This is a genomic window from Labrys sp. F242 (assembly GCF_057813875.1).
Genome location: NZ_JBVASG010000001.1, coordinates 2,525,432 through 2,543,522 on the forward strand (window position 1 = coordinate 2,525,432; position 18,091 = coordinate 2,543,522).

Annotated in this window: 21 protein-coding genes; 10 read left to right on the plus strand and 11 right to left on the minus strand. The window is 63.8% G+C overall.

Annotated features, from left to right (window positions below; genetic code table 11):
• Positions 1-60 precede the first annotated feature (60 nt).
• The gene (locus ACZYTC_RS11820) at positions 61-795 is read left to right on the plus strand and encodes a FadR/GntR family transcriptional regulator (protein WP_441772609.1); all 735 of its coding nucleotides are present in this window, start codon (positions 61-63) and stop codon (positions 793-795) included.
• Positions 792-1,589: an inositol monophosphatase family protein gene (locus ACZYTC_RS11825; RefSeq protein WP_441772610.1), complete on the plus strand. Its 798-nt coding sequence runs from the start codon at positions 792-794 to the stop codon at positions 1,587-1,589. Before ACZYTC_RS11820 ends, ACZYTC_RS11825 begins: the two co-directional genes overlap by 4 nt.
• Before the next feature lie 13 nt (positions 1,590-1,602).
• Here the strand turns inward: ACZYTC_RS11825 and ACZYTC_RS11830 are convergent, their stop codons facing one another.
• A complete protein-coding gene (locus ACZYTC_RS11830; RefSeq protein WP_441772611.1) occupies positions 1,603-1,992 on the minus strand; it encodes a hypothetical protein in 390 nt (129 codons plus the stop codon).
• Between the two features lie 11 nt (positions 1,993-2,003).
• On the minus strand, positions 2,004-3,386 hold the full coding sequence (locus tag ACZYTC_RS11835) for an MFS transporter (RefSeq protein ID WP_441772612.1): 1,383 nt from the start codon (positions 3,384-3,386) through the stop codon (positions 2,004-2,006).
• Positions 3,387-3,498: 112 nt separating this feature from the next.
• Here ACZYTC_RS11835 and ACZYTC_RS11840 point away from each other — a divergent pair, with 112 nt between their 5' ends.
• The 5 genes from ACZYTC_RS11840 to ACZYTC_RS11860 all read left to right on the plus strand — a co-directional run bounded on the left by ACZYTC_RS11840 (position 3,499) and on the right by ACZYTC_RS11860 (position 7,325).
• Positions 3,499-4,437: a LysR family transcriptional regulator gene (locus ACZYTC_RS11840; protein WP_441772613.1), complete on the plus strand. Its 939-nt coding sequence runs from the start codon at positions 3,499-3,501 to the stop codon at positions 4,435-4,437.
• 219 nt (positions 4,438-4,656) lie between these two features.
• Complete coding sequence (locus ACZYTC_RS11845) at positions 4,657-5,631, plus strand: MBL fold metallo-hydrolase (RefSeq protein WP_441772614.1); 975 nt, start codon at positions 4,657-4,659, stop codon at positions 5,629-5,631.
• Positions 5,632-5,662: 31 nt separating this feature from the next.
• Entirely contained in the window at positions 5,663-6,127 is a 465-nt protein-coding gene (locus ACZYTC_RS11850) for a tetratricopeptide repeat protein (RefSeq protein WP_441772615.1), read from the plus strand.
• A gap of 59 nt (positions 6,128-6,186) precedes the next feature.
• The gene (locus ACZYTC_RS11855) at positions 6,187-6,633 is read left to right on the plus strand and encodes a DoxX family protein (protein WP_434955884.1); all 447 of its coding nucleotides are present in this window, start codon (positions 6,187-6,189) and stop codon (positions 6,631-6,633) included.
• 266 nt (positions 6,634-6,899) lie between these two features.
• A complete protein-coding gene (locus tag ACZYTC_RS11860; RefSeq protein ID WP_441772616.1) occupies positions 6,900-7,325 on the plus strand; it encodes a DUF3592 domain-containing protein in 426 nt (141 codons plus the stop codon).
• A gap of 1 nt (position 7,326) precedes the next feature.
• Here the strand turns inward: ACZYTC_RS11860 and ACZYTC_RS11865 are convergent, their stop codons facing one another.
• From ACZYTC_RS11865 to speB, 4 genes are all read right to left on the minus strand, one after another.
• Positions 7,327-8,826 (minus strand): hypothetical protein, encoded by a 1,500-nt coding sequence (locus ACZYTC_RS11865; RefSeq protein ID WP_441772617.1) that lies wholly within the window; start codon positions 8,824-8,826, stop codon positions 7,327-7,329.
• Between the two features lie 86 nt (positions 8,827-8,912).
• A complete protein-coding gene (gene purN / locus ACZYTC_RS11870; protein WP_441772618.1) occupies positions 8,913-9,548 on the minus strand; it encodes a phosphoribosylglycinamide formyltransferase in 636 nt (211 codons plus the stop codon).
• On the minus strand, positions 9,545-10,618 hold the full coding sequence (purM, locus tag ACZYTC_RS11875; protein ID WP_441772651.1) for a phosphoribosylformylglycinamidine cyclo-ligase: 1,074 nt from the start codon (positions 10,616-10,618) through the stop codon (positions 9,545-9,547). Before purM ends, purN begins: the two co-directional genes overlap by 4 nt.
• A gap of 41 nt (positions 10,619-10,659) precedes the next feature.
• Positions 10,660-11,643, minus strand: a complete 984-nt coding sequence (speB, locus tag ACZYTC_RS11880; protein WP_441772619.1) for an agmatinase — start codon at positions 11,641-11,643, stop codon at positions 10,660-10,662.
• Positions 11,644-11,943: 300 nt separating this feature from the next.
• On the opposite strand from speB, the gene ACZYTC_RS11885 reads away from it, so the two are divergent.
• Together ACZYTC_RS11885 and ACZYTC_RS11890 are read left to right on the plus strand one after the other, a co-directional pair.
• On the plus strand, positions 11,944-12,462 hold the full coding sequence (locus tag ACZYTC_RS11885) for a PRC-barrel domain-containing protein (RefSeq protein WP_441772620.1): 519 nt from the start codon (positions 11,944-11,946) through the stop codon (positions 12,460-12,462).
• A gap of 178 nt (positions 12,463-12,640) precedes the next feature.
• On the plus strand, positions 12,641-13,039 hold the full coding sequence (locus tag ACZYTC_RS11890) for a (R)-mandelonitrile lyase (protein WP_441772621.1): 399 nt from the start codon (positions 12,641-12,643) through the stop codon (positions 13,037-13,039).
• Positions 13,040-13,163: 124 nt separating this feature from the next.
• Here ACZYTC_RS11890 and ACZYTC_RS11895 read toward each other — a convergent pair whose 3' ends face one another.
• Both ACZYTC_RS11895 and ACZYTC_RS11900 read right to left on the minus strand, forming a co-directional pair.
• Complete coding sequence (locus ACZYTC_RS11895) at positions 13,164-14,324, minus strand: AAA family ATPase (protein WP_441772622.1); 1,161 nt, start codon at positions 14,322-14,324, stop codon at positions 13,164-13,166.
• A gap of 241 nt (positions 14,325-14,565) precedes the next feature.
• The gene (locus tag ACZYTC_RS11900) at positions 14,566-14,745 is read right to left on the minus strand and encodes a hypothetical protein (protein ID WP_434955876.1); all 180 of its coding nucleotides are present in this window, start codon (positions 14,743-14,745) and stop codon (positions 14,566-14,568) included.
• Between the two features lie 299 nt (positions 14,746-15,044).
• Between ACZYTC_RS11900 and ACZYTC_RS11905 the strand changes: the two genes are divergently transcribed.
• A complete protein-coding gene (locus ACZYTC_RS11905; protein ID WP_488989681.1) occupies positions 15,045-16,100 on the plus strand; it encodes a LacI family DNA-binding transcriptional regulator in 1,056 nt (351 codons plus the stop codon).
• Positions 16,101-16,156: 56 nt separating this feature from the next.
• On the opposite strand, the gene rpsI is transcribed toward ACZYTC_RS11905, so the two are convergent.
• The 3 genes from rpsI to ACZYTC_RS11920 all read right to left on the minus strand — a co-directional run bounded on the left by rpsI (position 16,157) and on the right by ACZYTC_RS11920 (position 17,844).
• Positions 16,157-16,630, minus strand: coding sequence for a 30S ribosomal protein S9 (gene rpsI / locus ACZYTC_RS11910; protein WP_434955874.1), 474 nt, complete (start codon positions 16,628-16,630; stop codon positions 16,157-16,159).
• A gap of 4 nt (positions 16,631-16,634) precedes the next feature.
• A complete protein-coding gene (gene rplM / locus ACZYTC_RS11915) occupies positions 16,635-17,096 on the minus strand; it encodes a 50S ribosomal protein L13 (RefSeq protein ID WP_068289828.1) in 462 nt (153 codons plus the stop codon).
• A gap of 169 nt (positions 17,097-17,265) precedes the next feature.
• Entirely contained in the window at positions 17,266-17,844 is a 579-nt protein-coding gene (locus ACZYTC_RS11920; RefSeq protein ID WP_434955873.1) for a nitroreductase family protein, read from the minus strand.
• Positions 17,845-18,091: the final 247 nt, after the last annotated feature.

Genomic DNA, 18,091 nt, shown 5'->3' on the forward strand with positions numbered 1-18,091 from the left:
TGATACGCCGCTAACGGGAATAGAATGAAGAATGCAGCCTTTCCTTCCAAGGTTTCACCCATGAGCTCTCTGGGAGGGAACGCCACCGGCACCAGCCTCTATTCGCGCCTTCTCAACGACATCGGCCAGAGCATCGTGCGGGGCGACCTCGCCCCGGGCGATCAATTGCCGAATGCCGATGACTGGAGTGCCGCCCATGGCGTGAGCCGCACGGTGCTGCGAGAGGTCGTCAAGGTGCTCGCCAATAAAGGCATGGTGGAGATGCGCCCCAAGGTGGGCACGCGCGTGCGCGCCAGAGAGGACTGGAACTTCCTGGACCCCGACGTGCTGGTCTGGCGCTACGGGCCGAGAACCACGGCCGAGGAGGCCCGTTCCCTGTTCGAGCTGCGGCGCGCCATCGAGCCGATGGCCGCCGCCTTGGCCGCCGAGAGGGCGACCGATGAGCAGGTCGCGCAGTTGCGCCTCCTGCTCTCGCGAATGCAGCAGGCCGGCGACGACAGCGAACGCTTCGCCATACCCGATCTCGCCTTCCATCAAGCCATCCTGCGCATGTCCGGCAATGAGCTGATCGGCTCCCTCGCCGCGCTGATCGAGACCGCCTTGGTCATCAGCTTTCGCCTGACGGACGACAATCCCGAGGGCCAGAGCCACTCGCTCGCCCTGCACCAGGCGGTCGTCGACAACATTGCAAAGCGAGATCCGATCGCGACCGCCAAGGCCATCACCTCCTTGCTCGACGAGGCGGAGGAGGACGTGAAACGCTCCCTGGTGGCAAGGCGCGAGCGGAAATCGTGATCGGCGACGACATCGACCGGCGGCATCGCTTCGCTCAGGACTGCGCCCGGCAGGCCGGAGCGATCGCGCGTCGCTACTTCCGCTCCGACGAGGCGCTGTCCAGCTTCGAAAAAGGCCGGCACGATCCGGTGACCCAGGCCGATTTGGAAATCGATCGTTTCCTGATCGATCAACTTGCCGGTGCGTTCCCGGCCGATGGCATACTGACCGAAGAAACCGGCGGCTCGCCCGCACGCCATCTGTGGGTCATCGATCCGATCGACGGCACGCTGAACTTTGCCCGCGGCATCGCCCACTTCGCCGTGTCGATCGCCTTTTGCGTCGACGGCAGGACGGAGAGCGGCGTCGTTTACGATCCGATCGCTGACGAGATCTTCAGCGCCCGGCGCGGCCAGGGCGCCTTTTGCAACGGGAGCCCCATCAGCGTTCGCACGACACGTGGTCCCTCCGATGCCGTTGTCGATGCGGGATATTCGCTTCGGCACCCCACCGCCTACTATCTCGGGCTGATCGGCCGCCTCCTCGCAAACGATTATGCCTTCGTCCAGAACGGCTCGGCGGCGATGGGGCTCGCCCAGGTCGCCTGCGGCCGTATCGACGGCTTTTGCGAGCTCTCCCTCAAGAGCTGGGACGTGCTCGCCGGCCTGCTCCTGGTCGAGGAATCTGGCGGTTGGGCCAGCGATTTTCCGCGCGGACCTGGCCTGCTGCAGGACCACAAGGTCCTCGCCTGTACCCGGGCTATTCGCCAATCCCTGCAAGATCTCCTGCAGGCGGAACAGGCTTGGCCAGCGTGATCGCGCCACCGCCTCAGAGGCACGGCGTTTCCTGCAGACGCAGCCATTGCACGGAGCCCCGTGCGTCACGCGTGAAGACGGCGGTCGATCGCCGCATGGTGGTCCCACCCGAGGCGCTCTCCTGCCGCTCGCGATAGGAGACGACGGCCCCGTCCTCGTTGCCGAGCAGCGTCTCCAGCTCGTCGATCACGATCCGCAATCCGGGCCGACTGCCGCGAGCCTGAATGAAAAAGGTTTGCAAGCCCTCATAGTCGATCTGCGCTCCTGAGAGGGTCACCATGGTGAAGGCAGGCGAGAAGCGCTCGAGCAAACTGGAGAAGTGCGTTTCATTTCCCTCTCCCGACAGCCACAGACGGATTTCGACACAGGTGTCGATGACTTCCTGGGCAAAGCATGTATGCATGTTTGGTCTCCTTATTCGGTTTCGGAACGGACCACATGGCCCAGCAGGCGCCGGGCCTGGAGGTTCGGTAGCCGGAGGATCGCCGGCAGGGGCAGGAGCGAAAGCGCCGCGGCCGCGACAAAGGCATGGAGATAGGCCTGCGATGGCGCCGACGGGCCCAGTGTCCCCGCGAAGCTGCCGACGAGGCAGCTCATCACCGCGACGCCGAGGCAGAAGCTCAACTGGCGATTGATGTTCCACAGCGCGCTGGCCTGGCCCATCTGCCGATGCGGCACGTCGAGAAAGGCCGCACTCTGAGCCGCGCTCGAACACAGGCTGCCGCCGAACCCCATCGCGAGATAGGCTGGGATCAGCCAGTCACCACTGGCGCAGAGCAGCAGGATGCCCCCCGCTTGGACCAGCATCCCGGCCACGAGCAGGGGCACCGGCCCTGATCGGGAAATCGCGAGACGCGTGCAGGAGATCGCTGCGAAAGCCGCGATCGACCAGGGAATCATCAGGGCTCCCGTCTGGGAAGCCGTGAGTCCGAGCTCGCCCTGGAGATGGAGGGAGGCGACCAGGTTCACGCCAACGAAAACGCCGGGTACGCACAGATAGACGATGGCCGGGCCACGCAGCAGTGGTCGCGACAGCAGCCTGAGCTCCAGCAAGGGCCGTGACCTGCCCAAAGCGCGCCTGACATGGAGTGTCCCGGCTAGAATGGCGATGCCGATGGCGACGCTTGCGAGCCAGGCCTGCTCGCCTTCACCGAGCCAGGTCAGCCCGAGCAGAAGCGCGACCAGGGCGGTGATACTGGTCGCCAATCCGGAGACGTCGAGGGGACCTGGATCCTCCTGGCGCTCCGTTCTCGGCAGCCAGAGCTGCACGAGGCAGATGGCGAGACCGGCCACGGGCAGCATGCCGATGAAGATCCAGCGCCAGGACAGGAAATCGACGGCGACGCCTCCGATCGCCGGCGACAGGGCGGGGACGATCAGGGCAACCATCATCACCAGGGATGTCAGCCCGGCGCGCTGACTCGACGGATAGGCGCGGTAGGCCATCGCCTGCCCGACCGGGATCAGCGCGCCGCCTCCCAGTCCCTGCGCCAGGCGCCAGGCCAGCAAGGCAGCGAGGGACCCTGCAACAGCCGAACCGCCTGCCCCGAGCGCAAACACACCGAGGGACACCAGCAAGACCCGACGCTCGCCCCAGCGCGCAGCCATCCAGGCGTCGAGCGGGATCACCACGGTCAGGCCGAGCATATAGGCATTGCCGGTCCAGGCCAATTGCGCCGGCGATGCCTGCAATTCCCGCCCGAGAGCCGGATAGGCCGCGTTGACGACGAACATGTTGGCGAGGTCGAGGCCGAAACCCAGCAGGTAGACGATAGCAATTTTTGAACGAACCGACATGACCGACATGGAGAGCTGATGAACTGCCCCAGACCTAGCGATTGCCAATACGATAAATAAGTCGAATAATTGGACAATATTAGCGTATTATTTTTGACAATGGAGAACGAGTTTGATCAGCCTCGGCCGTCTCGAAATCTTCCGTGCCGTGGTGGAGACTGGTTCCTTTACGGCTGCCGCCGCCCGTATCGGCCAGGCCCGCGCGGTGGTAAGCTTCAACGTCAAGCAGCTTGAAGGGGATCTCGGCGTTCCCCTGTTCAGCCGCACCACGCGGCGCGTAGTGCCGACGGCGGCAGGCGAGCGTTTCTACGCGCGTTGCGTCGACATGCTGGAGACCGCGCGTCTCGCCATTGAGGAGGCGCGCGGCGAGCATGCGGATCTCACCGGAACCCTGCGCCTCACCACCACGGTGGAATACGGTTTGACGCGGATCGTGCCGGCATTGCAGGCCTTCATGCGCCTGCATCCGGCCCTCCGGGTCCAGATCGAGACGCATTCCCTCGAGACCGATCTCGTGCGCGAGCGTTTCGACGTGGCCATCCGCCTGGGAGAGCTGAGCCGGTTGCGCGATCTCGGCTACAAGGCCGTCCGCCTGGACACATTCGAGATGCGTCCCGTCATCGCACCCGACCTGCTTGCCGCATCGGGCCGAAAACGCATCGACACGCTGGCGGCGCTCGACGACTATCCGCGGCTCGGGCATCGGCGTTTGGAGCAGGTGCCTGCCTGGGACCTGAAGGATCGTGCCGGTGGCAGCCATGCCTATCGGCCGGCCGGCGAACCATGCCTTCTCGCCGACAACGCTTCGATCCTGCGCGCCTTTGCCCTGCGGGGCGCTGGCTTTGCCCTGCTGCCGCAATGGCTCGTCCAGGACGATCTGGCTTCCGGGCGTTTGCTCGACGCATTGCCGGACTATCGCTTTCCCGCCCAGAATGTCTATGCGCTCTACCCGGCCGCAGGACAGCTGCCACGCAAGGTGCGCAGTTGGATCGACTTTCTGAAAGCCCATCTTGCCCGCTCTTCCGCTTCAGGCAGCGAACGGAGCGCATGAGGCGTCGGAAGGGCACGGCGACCGCGCCCTACATCGAGGGATGAAACGGTCGAGTTCGATCTCCAAGGCCTGGCGCGCCGACAACACGAATCCCGGAGATCGAAAAAACTTTGCGACGGACGGGAATAATTCCATGCGTCCCCAGGTCTGGTCACTCAGCGGAGGCACTGACAGGCAGTGCAACCGTCCGGCATGAGCCGTTGAACAGGAGTGACCAGAATGCTGAAGATGACGCGCCGTTCGGTGCTGGGTTCTGCGGCGGCAGCCGCAGCGTTCGGCCTGGCGGGAAAACTTGAATTCATAGCCCCTGCCCTCGCCCAGACGCCCGTCGAGCCAAGCATGGGCTTCTACAAATACAAGGTCGGATCCATCGAGGTGACGGCCATCTATGATGGCATTTGGCGCAAGCCCCACGACCCGACCTTCATCAAGAACGCATCGGTGGAAGATACCAAGGCGGCCTTGTCCAAGGCCGGCCTGACCACCGAGTTCATGCCGATCCCTCTCACGGTGGTCGTGCTCAAGGTCAATGACAAGTTGATCATGATGGATGCCGGCTCGGGTGTCGGACAATGGCAGGCCAATGCCACGCATCTGCCGGCCAACATGGCCGCAGCCGGTATCGACTACAAGGCCATCGACACCATCATGATCTCGCATTTCCATCCCGATCATGTGTGGGGGTTGATGGAAAAGGGCACCAATGCGCCCGTCTTCCCCAATGCGGAACTGATCGTCAGCGCCGCCGAATACAATTGGTGGACGGACCCGTCGCGCGTCGAGAAGCTGGCGGAAGGGCGGCGACCCGCCGGCAAGCGCATCGTCGAAAACTTTCCGAAATGGAAGAACTGGAAGCTGGTGCAGGACGGGGCCGAAGTCGCGCCCGGCATCCAGATCCTGTCGGCGCCCGGCCACACGCCAGGACACTCCGTCTATCTCATGGGTTCCGGCAACGAGCAGTTCATGGTCTCGGCCGACATCATGTATGTGCCCGCTCTGCTTGCCCCCCACCCGGACTGGCAAGGCGCCTATGACCAGGATGGTCCGATGGCCATCGGAACACGGCGCAAGCTCATCGACCGGGTGATCGCCGACAACATCAGGATCTGCGGCTCGCATTTCCCATTCCCCGGCAGCGGCACCTTCGTGAAGGACGGCAATGCCTACGGCTTCACGCCGACCGCACAGCTCTGAAAACCGACATTCCGCCATCAGGAGAAAAACCATGCTGAAATATGCAGTCGCGACAGCGGTGGCCACGCTGGCACTGGCCGCGGTCACCACCACGCTGCTCTCGATACCCGCCTATGCCGTCGACAATATCGAATCCACCGACGCGCCGGACCTGACATCCGTCAAGGCCAAGATCGAAGCCAAGAACTATACCGGCGCCCTGGAGGAACTGCGGGGCCTGGCCGAAGATACCCAGCAGGCCGATGTCTACAACCTGCTCGGCTTCACACTGCGCAAGACCGGCGACTACAAAACGGCGCTGACCTATTATACCAAGGCGCTGGAACTGCAGCCTGGTCATAAGGCCGCCCGAGAATATCTCGGTGAGCTCTATGTCGAGACCGGCGACGTCGACAAGGCCAAGATGCAATTGTCGGAACTCGGCAGGCTGTGTCCCCAGGGCTGCGAGGAACTCGAGGACCTGCAGAAAGCCATCGACACCAAGGTGACGAAATGACGTGTGAGCCGGCAGGCGTCGACGCGCCTGCCGCCCTTTTTCGGTCGGAGGTGGCTGCGATGACTCAAATCAGCAAGATCAAGGCAGGACTCACCAATGCCGTGCTCCTCGCCGGCAGATTGCTGCTCGCCTTGATCTTCGTTCACGAAGGGACAACCCTGGCGATGCATTTCACGGGCACCGTCCAGGCCATGGCCGTGGTCGGCATCAGCGCCCCTATGGTCGTCGGCGTCATAGCACTGCAATTGGGGGCGGGCCTGGCCCTCGCTCTCGGCATTCTTGCCCGTATCGGCGCCATTCTGCTCGGCCTGTTCTGCCTCGCCACGGCGACGCTTTTCCATATGGACTTTTCAAGCCAGAACGAATTGCTGCATTTCGAGAAGGACCTCGCCATCGCCGGCGGCATGTTCGTCCTGTCGATTGCAGGATCCGGCAGCTTTTCATTGGATCGGTTGCTGCGGCAACTGCCCTCGCTGCCCAGTCCTTTGAGGCGGATCCTGTTCTAGGGCGACAGCCGTCAGATTGCGAACCCGGAATATCGTCATTGCGAGCGCAGCGAAGCAATCCGGTCTTGGGTATGCGGCAAATCTGGATTGCTTCGCTGCGCTCGCAATGACGTCTGCTTCACGGCGTGAACATGGAAGCGCGACTGCACTGCTAAAACGAAACGCATTCCCGCCGGGCCGCTTGCCGGCCGATCTCGCAACCCGCCTGTTCCCTCGGAGCGGCAAGTGCCGTAAACCCCGGACATCGGAATTGTGACTGGAATGACATGATGGTGAGTGTGCGACGTGTCCGAGGCCCGGCAGCCCTGTCGATCGTGGGGCGTAGCTTCCTCATCCTGGGCTTCGCCGGGCTGCTTGCCGCCCCGGTGCTCGGCATGAGCGAATGGCGCAGCCCTCGTACGGCCTCGGCCGCCGGCACCATCGTCTCGGTCAATCCCTATCCGGTCGTCAGTTTTTCGACACCGCAAGGCAGTGTCATCCGCTTCACCAACCTCGTGCGCAGTTCCCTCCTGCGCGAAGGCGACAGCGTGACCGTCGCCTATAATCCGGCCATTCCGACCGACGCCACGCTCGACGGCCTGCTCGGGCGCTGGTTCTTCACAGGCCTTGCCGCCTTGCTCGGCACGGCCTTTCTGTTGGGGGGCGGCCTCACGACCTTCATCGGCCGCAGGCGCACCGCCGACAAGACTTGACTTAGTCCGGCTGTGGCAGGCGGAAGACCTGGTCGTTGACCTTCACGCTATGCGTGACGATGTCGTACGAGACGTTCCAGACCAGTTGCCCGTTCGCCTCTTCCTTGGCGAGTCCCTTCACGAAGGAGAGGAAGAACACCACTTTACGCGCATCCTCGATATCGGCCTTGCCGAGATTCTCCATCACCGCGTCGAAGCCGGTGGCGGATACCGAAAGGCTGGCCGTCGGCTCGGGATTGACCGCCGCGCTGCCATCCCCCTTCAAGGTGTAGCCGGGAGCGGTGATGTCGAAATTGACTTTGTAATTGAGGTCGCCGTCGAGCAGCCGCGTCATCAGCGCCACCGCCATCATCTTGCTGAAGGGCGGATCCTGCGTGGCATCGAGGCCCCGGATCAGCACGTCTGCCATGCCGTCGAGGCCGTTCAGGGACAGCTTGGTGGCGTAGTTCGCCTGGGCCGGGATCAGCGAGCGGGCCCATTCGGGCACCACGACGTCAGGAATCTCGAGGCCGGAATAGTTCAGTGCGTCGGAATAGTAGCCCTGCTTCACCAGGCCGGTGAGCCCGTAGGCCTGCTGGGCCTTGCCCAGCTTGACCTGGCCGAACGGCAGGGTGACCACGAGGTCTTCGATGTGGGACGTGCTCGAAACCTCCTGCCAGAACGGCAAGGCGGCTCGCAGCTTGGTCTTGAGGTCGTCCTGCGCCAGGACGATCTGCCCCTTGGAGGGGTGCTCGCGCAGGAAGGCAACGAGATCATAGATCGCCGCGAAGCGCATACCGGTGGCCGAAAACGTCTGCTGGCCGCCGGCCAGTTCGAACGATACCGGGAATTGCTGATCCTTCTTGTCCTGGACCTTGCCCTTCAGCCCTTGCAACTCGCTGTCGAACTTGACGTCGACGCCGTCGTTCGCATCGGGCTTGCTGCTGGTCGCAAAGCCGAACTTGCCGGTCGACAGATCAATGTCGGCATCATGATTGCGAACCGTCGCGGCGCTGCCGTCGCAGCCGGCCGTCAGGGTCGCAAAGCTCATCAGCTTGGGAGCGAACACACCCTGGCTGGCGCAGGCGGTGAAATTCAGGCTGCCGGTCTCCGGGCTTTCCTTCCAGACCCGGCTCCAGGCCACGGCAATGGGCGCCGGGCCGCTCTTCACAGCCCAATTGCCGTCAGCCTGCGGCGTCAGGCGCACCACGTAAGGATTGATGCGCAAGACCTCGGCGACGCCCTTGCCCTTGGCGGCGTCGAGCTTGGTGCCATCGAAGGAAAGGGTCACATCGTAACCGTCGTCTTTGGGCGCGATAGCGATGAAGCCCTTTTCGAACGGCACGGAGCCGATATAGGACTGGAAGGTCTCGGTCAGTTTGCGCGCGCCTTCCGCCGTGGCCGGTTCGGCCGAGGCAGATGTAGCACTGGTGAGGGCCAACAGGACGGCGCAGCACGCAGCGGCTGATGACAGCGCCGTTTCCCTCTTCATGCGAAGCGCGACACCGTTCATGATCGACATTCTGGCTCCTCGAAAATCCTAAATGAGAAAAACTGGGTCAAAGACAGTTCGGGTCGGACAATAGGGTGGCGACGCGGTCGCCGATGTCACTCGCAGAACAGCAGATCGCCGGGGGCGATCTCGACGCGCTCGCCCATGACCGGTGCCTCACCACGCGCCACACGGGCGAGAGCTGCCGGATACAGTTTGTGCTCGGCAAGCAGCACGCGCGCAGCAAGATCCGAAGCCGTGTCGCCGGACAGCACGCGCACTGCCGCCTGCGCAATGATCGGCCCCTCATCCATGCCGGGCGTGACATAGTGGACGGTGCAGCCATGCAGGCGCACCCCGGCCTCGAGCGCGCGCTCATGGGTGGCAAGCCCCGGAAAGGCCGGCAGCAGGGCCGGATGGATGTTGATCATGCGCCCGGTCCAGCTTTGCACGAAAGGCGCCGTCATCAACCGCATGAATCCTGCCAGCACCACAAGATCGACGACATGGGCTTCCAGCCGCGCTTCCAGCGCCGCCTCGAAATCGGAGCGGCTGGCAAAAGCCTTGTGGTCCACAGCTTCGGCGGCGATGCCGGCCTCGCGTGCCCGAGCCAGGCCTTGCGCTCCTGGGCGATTTGAAATAACCGCAACGATATCAACTGGATATGCCGGATCCCTCGCAGCTTCGATGAGCGCGGCCATGTTGGAACCGCGCCCCGAGATCAGGATGGCGGCGCGCTTGCGTCCCTTCATAGCGACAGCGTGCCGCGATAGCCGACGCGTTCGGCGCCGTCCTGCGTCACCACAGTGCCGAGACGGACCGGCGGCAGGCCTGCTTCGGCGAGAGCAGCTTCGACGGCCTCTGCATCGGCCGCGGCCGTGACGACAATCATGCCGATGCCGCAATTGAAGGTACGCAGCATCTCATGCGCTTCGACGCCACCCGTGCGCGACAGCCAGCCGAATACCGGCGGCGGGGTGAAGGACGAGAGGTCGATGGACGCGGCGATGCCATCCGGCAGCACGCGCGGGATGTTGTCCGGGAAGCCGCCGCCGGTGATGTGGGCGAGCGCCTTGACAGAAGAGCCCGTCGCCTTCAGCGCCGCCAGCAACGGCCTGACATAGATGCGCGTCGGCGTCAGCAGCGCTTCGCCGAGAGTCTTGCCCTCGGCGAAAGGCGCCAGAGCGTCCCAGCCGAGACCCGAGAGCTCGACGATCTTGCGGATGAGCGAATAGCCGTTGGAATGCGGGCCTGAGGAAGCCAGGCCGAGGATGACATCACCTTCGGCCACGCTGCCGCGCGGCAGGATGGCATCGCGCTCCACGGCGCCGACCGCGAAACCGGCGAGGTCATAGTCACCATCGGCATACATGCCCGGCATTTCGGCGGTCTCGCCGCCGATCAGGGCGCAGCCGGCATCCTTGCAGCCTTCGGCGATGCCCTTGACGATGGCAACGCCCTGCCCCGGCGCCAGCTTGCCGGTGGCGAAATAATCGAGGAAGAACAGCGGCTCGGCGCCCTGCACCACCAGATCGTTGACCGACATCGCCACCAGGTCGATGCCGACAGTGTCGTGGATGCCGGTCTCGATCGCGACTTTCAGCTTGGTGCCGACGCCGTCATTGGCCGCGACCAGGACAGGATCCTTGAAGCCGCAGGCCTTGAGATCGAACAGGCCGCCGAAGCCGCCGATCTCGGCATCGGCGCCGACGCGGCGAGTGGCGCGGACCAGGGGCTTGATGGCATCGACCATGGCATTGCCGGCATCGATATCGACACCGGCGTCGGCGTAGGTCAGCGAGTTCTTGCGTTCGTTGCTCATGGACGTCGGGTTCTTGGCCGTTGGGTTCTTGGGCGTCTTGCTCATGCCCCGGCTTTGCCCTGCTTCCGCTCGGCAATCAAGCCCAGATAATGCTGAAGCACCGTCGCGCCCGCAATCGAGGTGATATCGGCATGGTCATAGGCAGGTGCGACTTCCACCAGGTCGCAGCCGACGATGTCGAGAAAGCCGAGCCGGCGCAGGATCATCAGGGCCTGGCGCGACGAGGGACCGCCGGCGACAGGCGTGCCAGTGCCGGGCGCATAGGCCGGATCGAGGCAGTCGATGTCGAAGGTGATATAGGCTTTGGCATCGCCGACCCGCTGGCGGACACGCTCGACCACCTGGGCGACGCTGAGCGTTTCCAGATCCTCGCCATAGAGGATCTCGATGCCGCAATCATCCGGCGCATGGGTGCGGATGCCGATCTGGATGGAGCGCTCCGGCAGGATGATGCCCTCGCGCACGGCGCGCGCCACGAAGGAGCCGTGGTCGATGCGCCCTTCGTCGTCGTACCAGGTGTCCTGGTGGGCGTCGAAATGCACCAGCGCCATCGGACCATGCTTGGCGGCATGGGCCTTGAGCAACGGCCAGGTGACGTAGTGATCGCCGCCGATCGAGCATAGCATGGTGCCGGTGTCGATGATGTCGCGCGCCTGCGTCTCGATGCAGGCCGGGATCTCGCCGTGGCGCGCATAGTCGAAGGAGCAATCGCCATAGTCGACCACGGCGAGTTGCTCGAACGGATCGGCCTGGAAGGGATATTGCGGGTCGCCGTCGAAGATCGCCGAAGCGCGCCTCACCCCCTGGGGTCCGAAGCGGGCGCCGGGCCGGTTGGACACCGCCGCATCGAAGGGAATGCCCCAGACGGCAACGTCGATACCGGTCAGGTCACGCTGATAACGCCGGCGCATGAAGGACAGGATGCCTCCATAGGTCGGCTCGGTGGCGCCACCGAGCACCTCCTTGCGAAAGACGGCATTGTCGGTCGGGCGCGGGCGCTTGGGATCATCAGTGGGACCAGCCATGGGATTCTCCTCCAAGCAGAGTTTCCTGGTGAGGCCCACGGATGGGCCTCACCAGGAAACTCTGCAAATGTTGATATCTTGCAGATTCCTCCTGATTGCGCCCGTGGCCCGATCAGGAGGAATCTGCTTAGCGTTTTGCTTACGAATATCGCCCCTGGCTTTAAGGGCAATGCGTGACAAAGGGAATATGTCCGATGGCGTGGTTTCGGCCTCACATGGAGCCGTCGAGCCGGTTTCGTTGGAACATCGCATCGCCAGCTTGGTTTTATGGGGTGGAACGGCTCATCAAAGGAGGTTTCCATGATCCTGAGAAAAGCCACTTGCACCGTCGCCTTCGTCACCCTGCTGGGCTTGCCCACCGCGGCTTTGGCGCAGCAGACCACCCCCGCCCCGGTGGGCGCGGTGTCCTTCGTCACCAAGGCCGAGCCCGGCCAATACCGGGCCAGTCAGCTCGTCGGCGTCAAGATCTACAATGCCAAGGATGAGAATGTCGGCAATGTCAACGACGTGCTGGTCGACAAGAAAGGCACGGTCGTCGGCGTCGTTATCGGCGTCGGCGGCTTCCTGGGCATGGGGGAAAAGAATGTCGCCCTGCCCTACACCGCCATAACCTGGACGGACGCCGCTCCGGCCCCGGCCCAACCCGCCGCTGGCGCTCCGGCACCTGCAGGCACGCCATCGGCAGCGCCCGTGACTCCTGAGACCCAGCCCGTCAACCAGGTACGGGACTATCCGGCCCGCGGCATGCTGGCGATGACCAAGGAGCAGCTGGAAGCAGCGCCAGCCTTCAAATACGCCTCGGAAGCCGTCACCCAATAGGCGCGCCTTCGACGCTAGCCGGGTTCGACGTGATCTCGGGCTTGCAGGTTGATTCCACCGCGGTTCCCGGCTGGCCCCGCTTCTCGCCATTCCGGCGAGGGGCGGGTCTGAATGGACTATGACGACGCAGCCATCACCGCTAAGATCCAGCCTTCTCCCATTGATCGCGAGGATCATCATGGAAATCAAGCGGAGCGGCTCGCAGCCTTCCGGGCGCGGACCTGCGGACTGGTTCACGGGCACTGTCCGGATCGATCCCCTGTTCAGCGCACCGCAACCGGCCCGCGTCATCGGCGCCAGCGTCACCTTCGAACCTGGTGCCCGCACCGCCTGGCATACCCATCCACTCGGTCAGACCCTGATCGTAACTGCAGGCTGCGGCCTGGCTCAGCGCGAGGGTGGCCCGATCGAGGAGATCAGGCCGGGCGACGTGATCTGGTTCGCCCCCGGCGAGAAGCATTGGCACGGCGCCGCTGCCACCACGGCAATGACCCATACCGCCATCCAGGAGCAGTTGGACGGCAAAGCCGTCGACTGGCTCGAACAGGTCAGCGACGAGCAATATGGCGCTCGCTGAGCACGCCATATCGAATTCCCTCTCCAAGCAGAGTTTCCCGGCGAGGCCCGCGAATGGGTTTCGCCGGGAACTCTGCAGCTGTTTGATATCTTGCAGATACCCCTTGATCGCGCCCATGGCTCGATCAAGGGGTATCTGCCTGGTCATCCTCGGCGAAATCGCCCGATAGCCGCAGGCCTTCAAGCCAGGTTTCGCCGCCGCGCTTGATCACACGGTGCGCCGGCACGCCGGAGAGGGTTTCGATGGCGTCGGCCAGGGCTTGCGAATGGGTCACCAGCCAGATTTGGGTCCGGCGCGAGGCGCGCACGATCATGCCGGCGAGCGGAGCCAGGAGATCGGGGTGCAGGCTGGCTTCCGGTTCGTTCAAGGCAATGAAAGGCGGCAGGCGGGCGGACAACAGCGCCCCGGCCAGCGCGAGATAGCGCAAGGTTCCGTCGGAGAGTTCGCTCGCCTCGTAGACGCGCCTGGGATTGTCGGGAAAGATCATGCCGAAGGAGGCCATGCGATCGGGCATCGGCACCACCAGGCGGGCACCGGGAAAGGCTTCGTCGACAGAGTCGAACAGCGCCTCGCCATCGGCGCGGATATGGACGAGCGTGGCGAAGACAGCCGCCAGATCGTGGCCGTCGGAAGCCAGGGTCGGCGTGGTGACGGCATAGCAGGGCTGGCGCAGCGCCGAATCCCGGTCCGTGCGCAGCCCGTGATAGAAACGCCATTCCAAGAGAGTGCGGCGCACGGAGGCAAGGTCGGCCAGGCGATCGGCGTCGTGCAACGTCGCCAAAGCGGTTTCCGACGCCAATAGCGGCACGCCGAACGGGCGCCGCTTACCATCAGGGCCGGCGATGCTGACGGCCGGCCCCTTGCGCTCCAGCACCGTCTGTTCGCGGCCGCGATGGCTGAATTTGAGCGTCTCGACCTTGACCTGCGGCTCGCCGAGAAAGCCCGTGCCGAGAATGATGCCGCCGGCTTGCTGCACCAGCCCGGCCTCTATCCGGTAGCGATAGCGGGCACCGTCACTGATCAAGCCGACATCGAGATGGATGCGGGCCGGCTCGTTTCTCGGGCGCATGCCAGCCCACAGCGCGGCCGCCAATCCCCCTTCGCGAGCCAGCTCATGGGCGAAGCTGCCCTGTGCCGCCGCCTGTATCAACTGCAAGCCGCGATAGAGGTTGGTCTTGCCGGTGCCGTTGGCACCGACGAACACACTGAGGTCGCCGACCTCGAAATGGATGGAGCGCAGCGAACGGTAACCCTTGAACCAGATATCGCGGACGCTGAAGGACATGGCACGGTTCCGAATCGACAGGGGCCGAGCTTGCCATAGAAGTTGTTCGGGGCGGCATCTTCCACTGCACCCATTGCGCGGGGAATCCGACCAGAGACGCGGTTCGGAGGTTTCGATGCGATGTCCCTTGCTCTCTTCGGATAGTCTGGTGTTCGACTCGACGATCAGCGATCACAGATCGACGGCCGCTACCCGGCCCAGGCAGGATCACGGCGGGTGATGGCTGGGGAGCGTGGCTCCTTCACCGCCCCTTGCGTCCGCCCCGCCCGGAAGGCTTGGGTGCGCGCCAATGGCTGATCGCCGTCGCCAGGGTGCTGTACCAAGCCCGGTTCGGCTGGACGGCCGGTGTTGCTTCCGGCGAGACCGGCTGCTCCCAGCGACGCCGATAGGCCGTCTTGAAGAAATAGCTCGAGGGAATCATGACGGATGCTCCGTGGTCGAATTTATTGAATCGATTCAATATCTTGCGCAAAAACAACCCGCAAGTTGCGGGCGAAGAACTCTTTTACGATCAATTGAATCGATTCAAAAATTAACGGAAAACCTGCTTTGGGTCAAGCAAAATTGAATCGATCCAACGACATGCTACAGTCGGTCGCATCGCCTTCCCGCCGAAGGGAGCAGGCGGGATGGCGCGACTATCGGCGGCGCGCTGTCCGTCGAGGTCGGTTAGGCACGCCTGCCATGCCGAACACGGCGCTAACGCAATGGGAGAAGCCCTTGGATAAGGTCATACGGCTCGCGGATGTGGCCAAGGCGGCGGGCGTGTCGCAGGGCACCGCCTCGAACGTCTTCAACCGCCCGCGTCTGGTGCGACCGGAAGTCCGCGAGCGCGTCGAGGCGGTCGCCGCCTCCCTCGGCTATCGCGGGCCCGATCCGAAGGGGCGCCTGCTGCGCGCCGGCAAGGTCAACGCCCTCGGCATCGTTACGGCCGAACCCCTGTCCTATTTCTTCGAAGATCCCTTCGCCCGCCTGATGATGGCGGCGATTTCCAAGGCCTGCGACGAACGCGGCGCCGGCATTGCCCTGGTCTCGGCCATGAACGAGCAGAAACTGGCCTGGAATGTGCAGAGCGCCCTGGTGGACGGCTTCATCCTGTTCTGCATCGACGAGGGCCCGCGGCTGGTGGAGCTGACGCGGGAACGCCACCTGCCTTTCGTGGCTTTGCATCTGGGCACGCGCGACGAAGCCATCGCGGCTATCGGCGTCGACAATTTCGCCGGCGCCAAGGCAGCAGCGGCGCATATGGCAAGCCTCGGCCATCGGCGCTTCGCCATCCTGTCCATGCCCTTCGCCGACGACCGGACCGGGCCTGCCACCATGCAGGAGGTCGAGGCCGCGGTCTATTCGAGTTCGCGCGACCGTGTACTCGGCTACTTCGCCGGTCTCTCCGAGCATGGCATCGATACCCGCATCGTGCCGATTTTCGAAACGCAGAACGAGGAAACGGACGTCAACGTCGCGATGGCTCAGCTCTTCGCAGCCCCTGCCCCACCGACAGCCCTGCTGGCGATGTCAGACAGGATCGCCTTCGCCGCCCTCGAATGGCTGCACCAGCGGGGCCTGTCGGTGCCGGAGGATGTCTCGGTCATCGGCTTCGACGGCGTGCCGGAAAGCGCCTTTTCCGAACCGCCGCTCACCACCATTGCCCAGCCGATCGCGGCGATGGGCCAGCTCGCCGTCGAGATGATCCTCGACACGCCCGACGAGACCGGCCGACGGCAGTTTGCCACCGAGCTTGTGGTCCGGGGCTCGACCGCCTCGCCAAGGCCATAAGCCAGCCAACAAAAAACCCCGCCGAAGCGGGGTTTTCGTAAGTCCTGTCCGGAAGCTTAGCGCTTCGAGAACTGGAAGGAACGGCGAGCCTTGGCGCGGCCGTACTTCTTGCGCTCGACCACGCGGCTGTCGCGGGTGAGGAAGCCTTCCTTCTTCAGAGCCGGACGCAGTTCCGGCTCGAAATAGGTCAGGGCCTTGGAGACGCCGTGGCGCACGGCGCCGGCCTGGCCGGACAGACCGCCGCCGGCGACGGTGATGTTGATGTCATACTGGCCGGTGCGGTTGGCGACGGTGAGCGGCTGCTGGATCAGCAGGCGCAGCACCGGGCGGGCGAAGTAGACGTCCAGTTCACGGCCGTTGACCGTGACCTTGCCGGCACCCGGCTTGATCCAGACGCGGGCAATGGCGTTCTTGCGCTTGCCGGTGGCATAGGCGCGGCCATGGGCGTCCAGCTTCTGGACATGCTTGGGCGCTTCGGCGGCGGCGGCAGCCTCGCCGAGAGCCTGCAGCGAATTGAGCGTATCGGCCATCGGATCAGCCCTTCACATTCTTGGCGTTCATGGCGCCGACATCGAGCGCTTCGGGCTGCTGAGCCTCGTGCGGATGCTCGGTACCCTTGTACACGCGCAGGTTGAGCATCTGCTTGCGGCCGAGCGGACCACGCGGAATCATGCGCTCCACGGCCTTTTCGACGATACGCTCAGGGAACTTGCCTTCCAGGATGAACCTGGCGCTGCGCTCCTTGATGCCGCCGGGATGCCCGGTGTGGTGGTAATAGACCTTCTGATTGTACTTGCGGCCGGTGAACACCACCTGCTCCGCATTGATGACAATCACGTTGTCGCCGCAATCGAGATGGGGCGTGTAGGTCGGCTTGTGCTTGCCGCGCAGGCGCATTGCAATCACGGAAGCCAGACGACCGACGACCAGACCCTTGGCGTCGATGATGACCCACTTCTTCTCGATATCGGCGGTCTTGAGCGTAAAGGTGGACATGGTGTCGCCTATGGTTGCGCTGTCGATCCGACGGTTGAAAACGACAAGGCGGCCTGAGGGGCCGCCGAGTTGGAGTGCTTCTACACGACAGCCGAATAGGCGTCAACGCGATATTTTAAACACGTGTCAAATTTTTATCTTTAAAAACAATAACTTACCTATGAGGTAATTAATTACCTGCATTTTGACCATAGTAAGTTATGAGATCTTCGAGCTTGGGACGCGGCCGATCCGGCACGGTTTCTCTGGGTGTACCGATATGCACGAAGCCGGCGAGCTTCTCGTGCGAACCGATACCGAGCCTGGCCAGCACTCTTTCGTCATAAGCCATCCAGCCCGTGAGCCAACTCGCTCCGAAGCCCAGCGCATGGGCGGCGATGACCAGATTCTCGCAGACCGCCCCGGCCGACAGCTCCTGCTCCCAGAGCGGGATCTTCACATGGTTGGCAGCCGTCGATACCACGCCGATCACCAGCGGCGCCAAGGTGAAACGCGTCGATTCCTTCTTGCGGGTCCCCTCGTCCGCATCGGGACAAGCAGCCATGAAGGCATCATAGACGACCTGCCCTGCCTTCTCGCGCGCGGCGCCCTGGTAGATCACGAAGCGCCAAGGGTGGAGCTTGCCGTGATCGGGCACGCGCGTTGCGAGGGTCAGCAACGTCTCGAGCTGGGCGGCATCCGGCCCCGGTGCCGACAACATGGCTGGGGGCACCGACCGGCGGGTCTTCAGAAGCTCGATTGCATCCATGGCGTACATTCCCAATGCATTGCGATCTGGCGCACTCGCCGAAAATCGCAAAGCCGCGTCAGGGCGCGGCGTTGGAGCAAGGCGGCGTTTTGCTCAAACGCGCTTTGCCCGAGGAGACGAACGCTCACATAAGGCCTGCGGCAGGTCTTGGGTAGGACTTCCGGCGCGATGAGCCTCAGTCCTCCCCATCTTTGCGACCGGGCGATCACGGGATGCCGTTACACAAACTCGCCTATCTCTCTGATAA

What these genes read in the sequence shown, in the direction of transcription:
- ACZYTC_RS11920 (WP_434955873.1), bottom strand. Translation starts at nt 17,844, where the DNA reads ATGGATGCAATCGAGCTTCTGAAGACCCGCCGGTCGGTGCCCCCAGCC.
- purM (WP_441772651.1), bottom strand. Translation starts at nt 10,618, where the DNA reads ATGAGCAACGAACGCAAGAACTCGCTGACCTACGCCGACGCCGGTGTC.
- purN (WP_441772618.1), bottom strand. Translation starts at nt 9,548, where the DNA reads ATGAAGGGACGCAAGCGCGCCGCCATCCTGATCTCGGGGCGCGGTTCC.
- ACZYTC_RS11900 (WP_434955876.1), bottom strand. Translation starts at nt 14,745, where the DNA reads ATGATTCCCTCGAGCTATTTCTTCAAGACGGCCTATCGGCGTCGCTGG.
- speB (WP_441772619.1), bottom strand. Translation starts at nt 11,643, where the DNA reads ATGGCTGGTCCCACTGATGATCCCAAGCGCCCGCGCCCGACCGACAAT.
- ACZYTC_RS11845 (WP_441772614.1), top strand. Translation starts at nt 4,657, where the DNA reads ATGCTGAAGATGACGCGCCGTTCGGTGCTGGGTTCTGCGGCGGCAGCC.
- ACZYTC_RS11890 (WP_441772621.1), top strand. Translation starts at nt 12,641, where the DNA reads ATGGAAATCAAGCGGAGCGGCTCGCAGCCTTCCGGGCGCGGACCTGCG.
- ACZYTC_RS11865 (WP_441772617.1), bottom strand. Translation starts at nt 8,826, where the DNA reads ATGTCGATCATGAACGGTGTCGCGCTTCGCATGAAGAGGGAAACGGCG.
- ACZYTC_RS11895 (WP_441772622.1), bottom strand. Translation starts at nt 14,324, where the DNA reads ATGTCCTTCAGCGTCCGCGATATCTGGTTCAAGGGTTACCGTTCGCTG.
- rpsI (WP_434955874.1), bottom strand. Translation starts at nt 16,630, where the DNA reads ATGGCCGATACGCTCAATTCGCTGCAGGCTCTCGGCGAGGCTGCCGCC.
- ACZYTC_RS11835 (WP_441772612.1), bottom strand. Translation starts at nt 3,386, where the DNA reads ATGTCGGTTCGTTCAAAAATTGCTATCGTCTACCTGCTGGGTTTCGGC.
- ACZYTC_RS11885 (WP_441772620.1), top strand. Translation starts at nt 11,944, where the DNA reads ATGATCCTGAGAAAAGCCACTTGCACCGTCGCCTTCGTCACCCTGCTG.
- rplM (WP_068289828.1), bottom strand. Translation starts at nt 17,096, where the DNA reads ATGTCCACCTTTACGCTCAAGACCGCCGATATCGAGAAGAAGTGGGTC.
- ACZYTC_RS11860 (WP_441772616.1), top strand. Translation starts at nt 6,900, where the DNA reads ATGATGGTGAGTGTGCGACGTGTCCGAGGCCCGGCAGCCCTGTCGATC.
- ACZYTC_RS11855 (WP_434955884.1), top strand. Translation starts at nt 6,187, where the DNA reads ATGACTCAAATCAGCAAGATCAAGGCAGGACTCACCAATGCCGTGCTC.
- ACZYTC_RS11820 (WP_441772609.1), top strand. Translation starts at nt 61, where the DNA reads ATGAGCTCTCTGGGAGGGAACGCCACCGGCACCAGCCTCTATTCGCGC.
- ACZYTC_RS11850 (WP_441772615.1), top strand. Translation starts at nt 5,663, where the DNA reads ATGCTGAAATATGCAGTCGCGACAGCGGTGGCCACGCTGGCACTGGCC.
- ACZYTC_RS11830 (WP_441772611.1), bottom strand. Translation starts at nt 1,992, where the DNA reads ATGCATACATGCTTTGCCCAGGAAGTCATCGACACCTGTGTCGAAATC.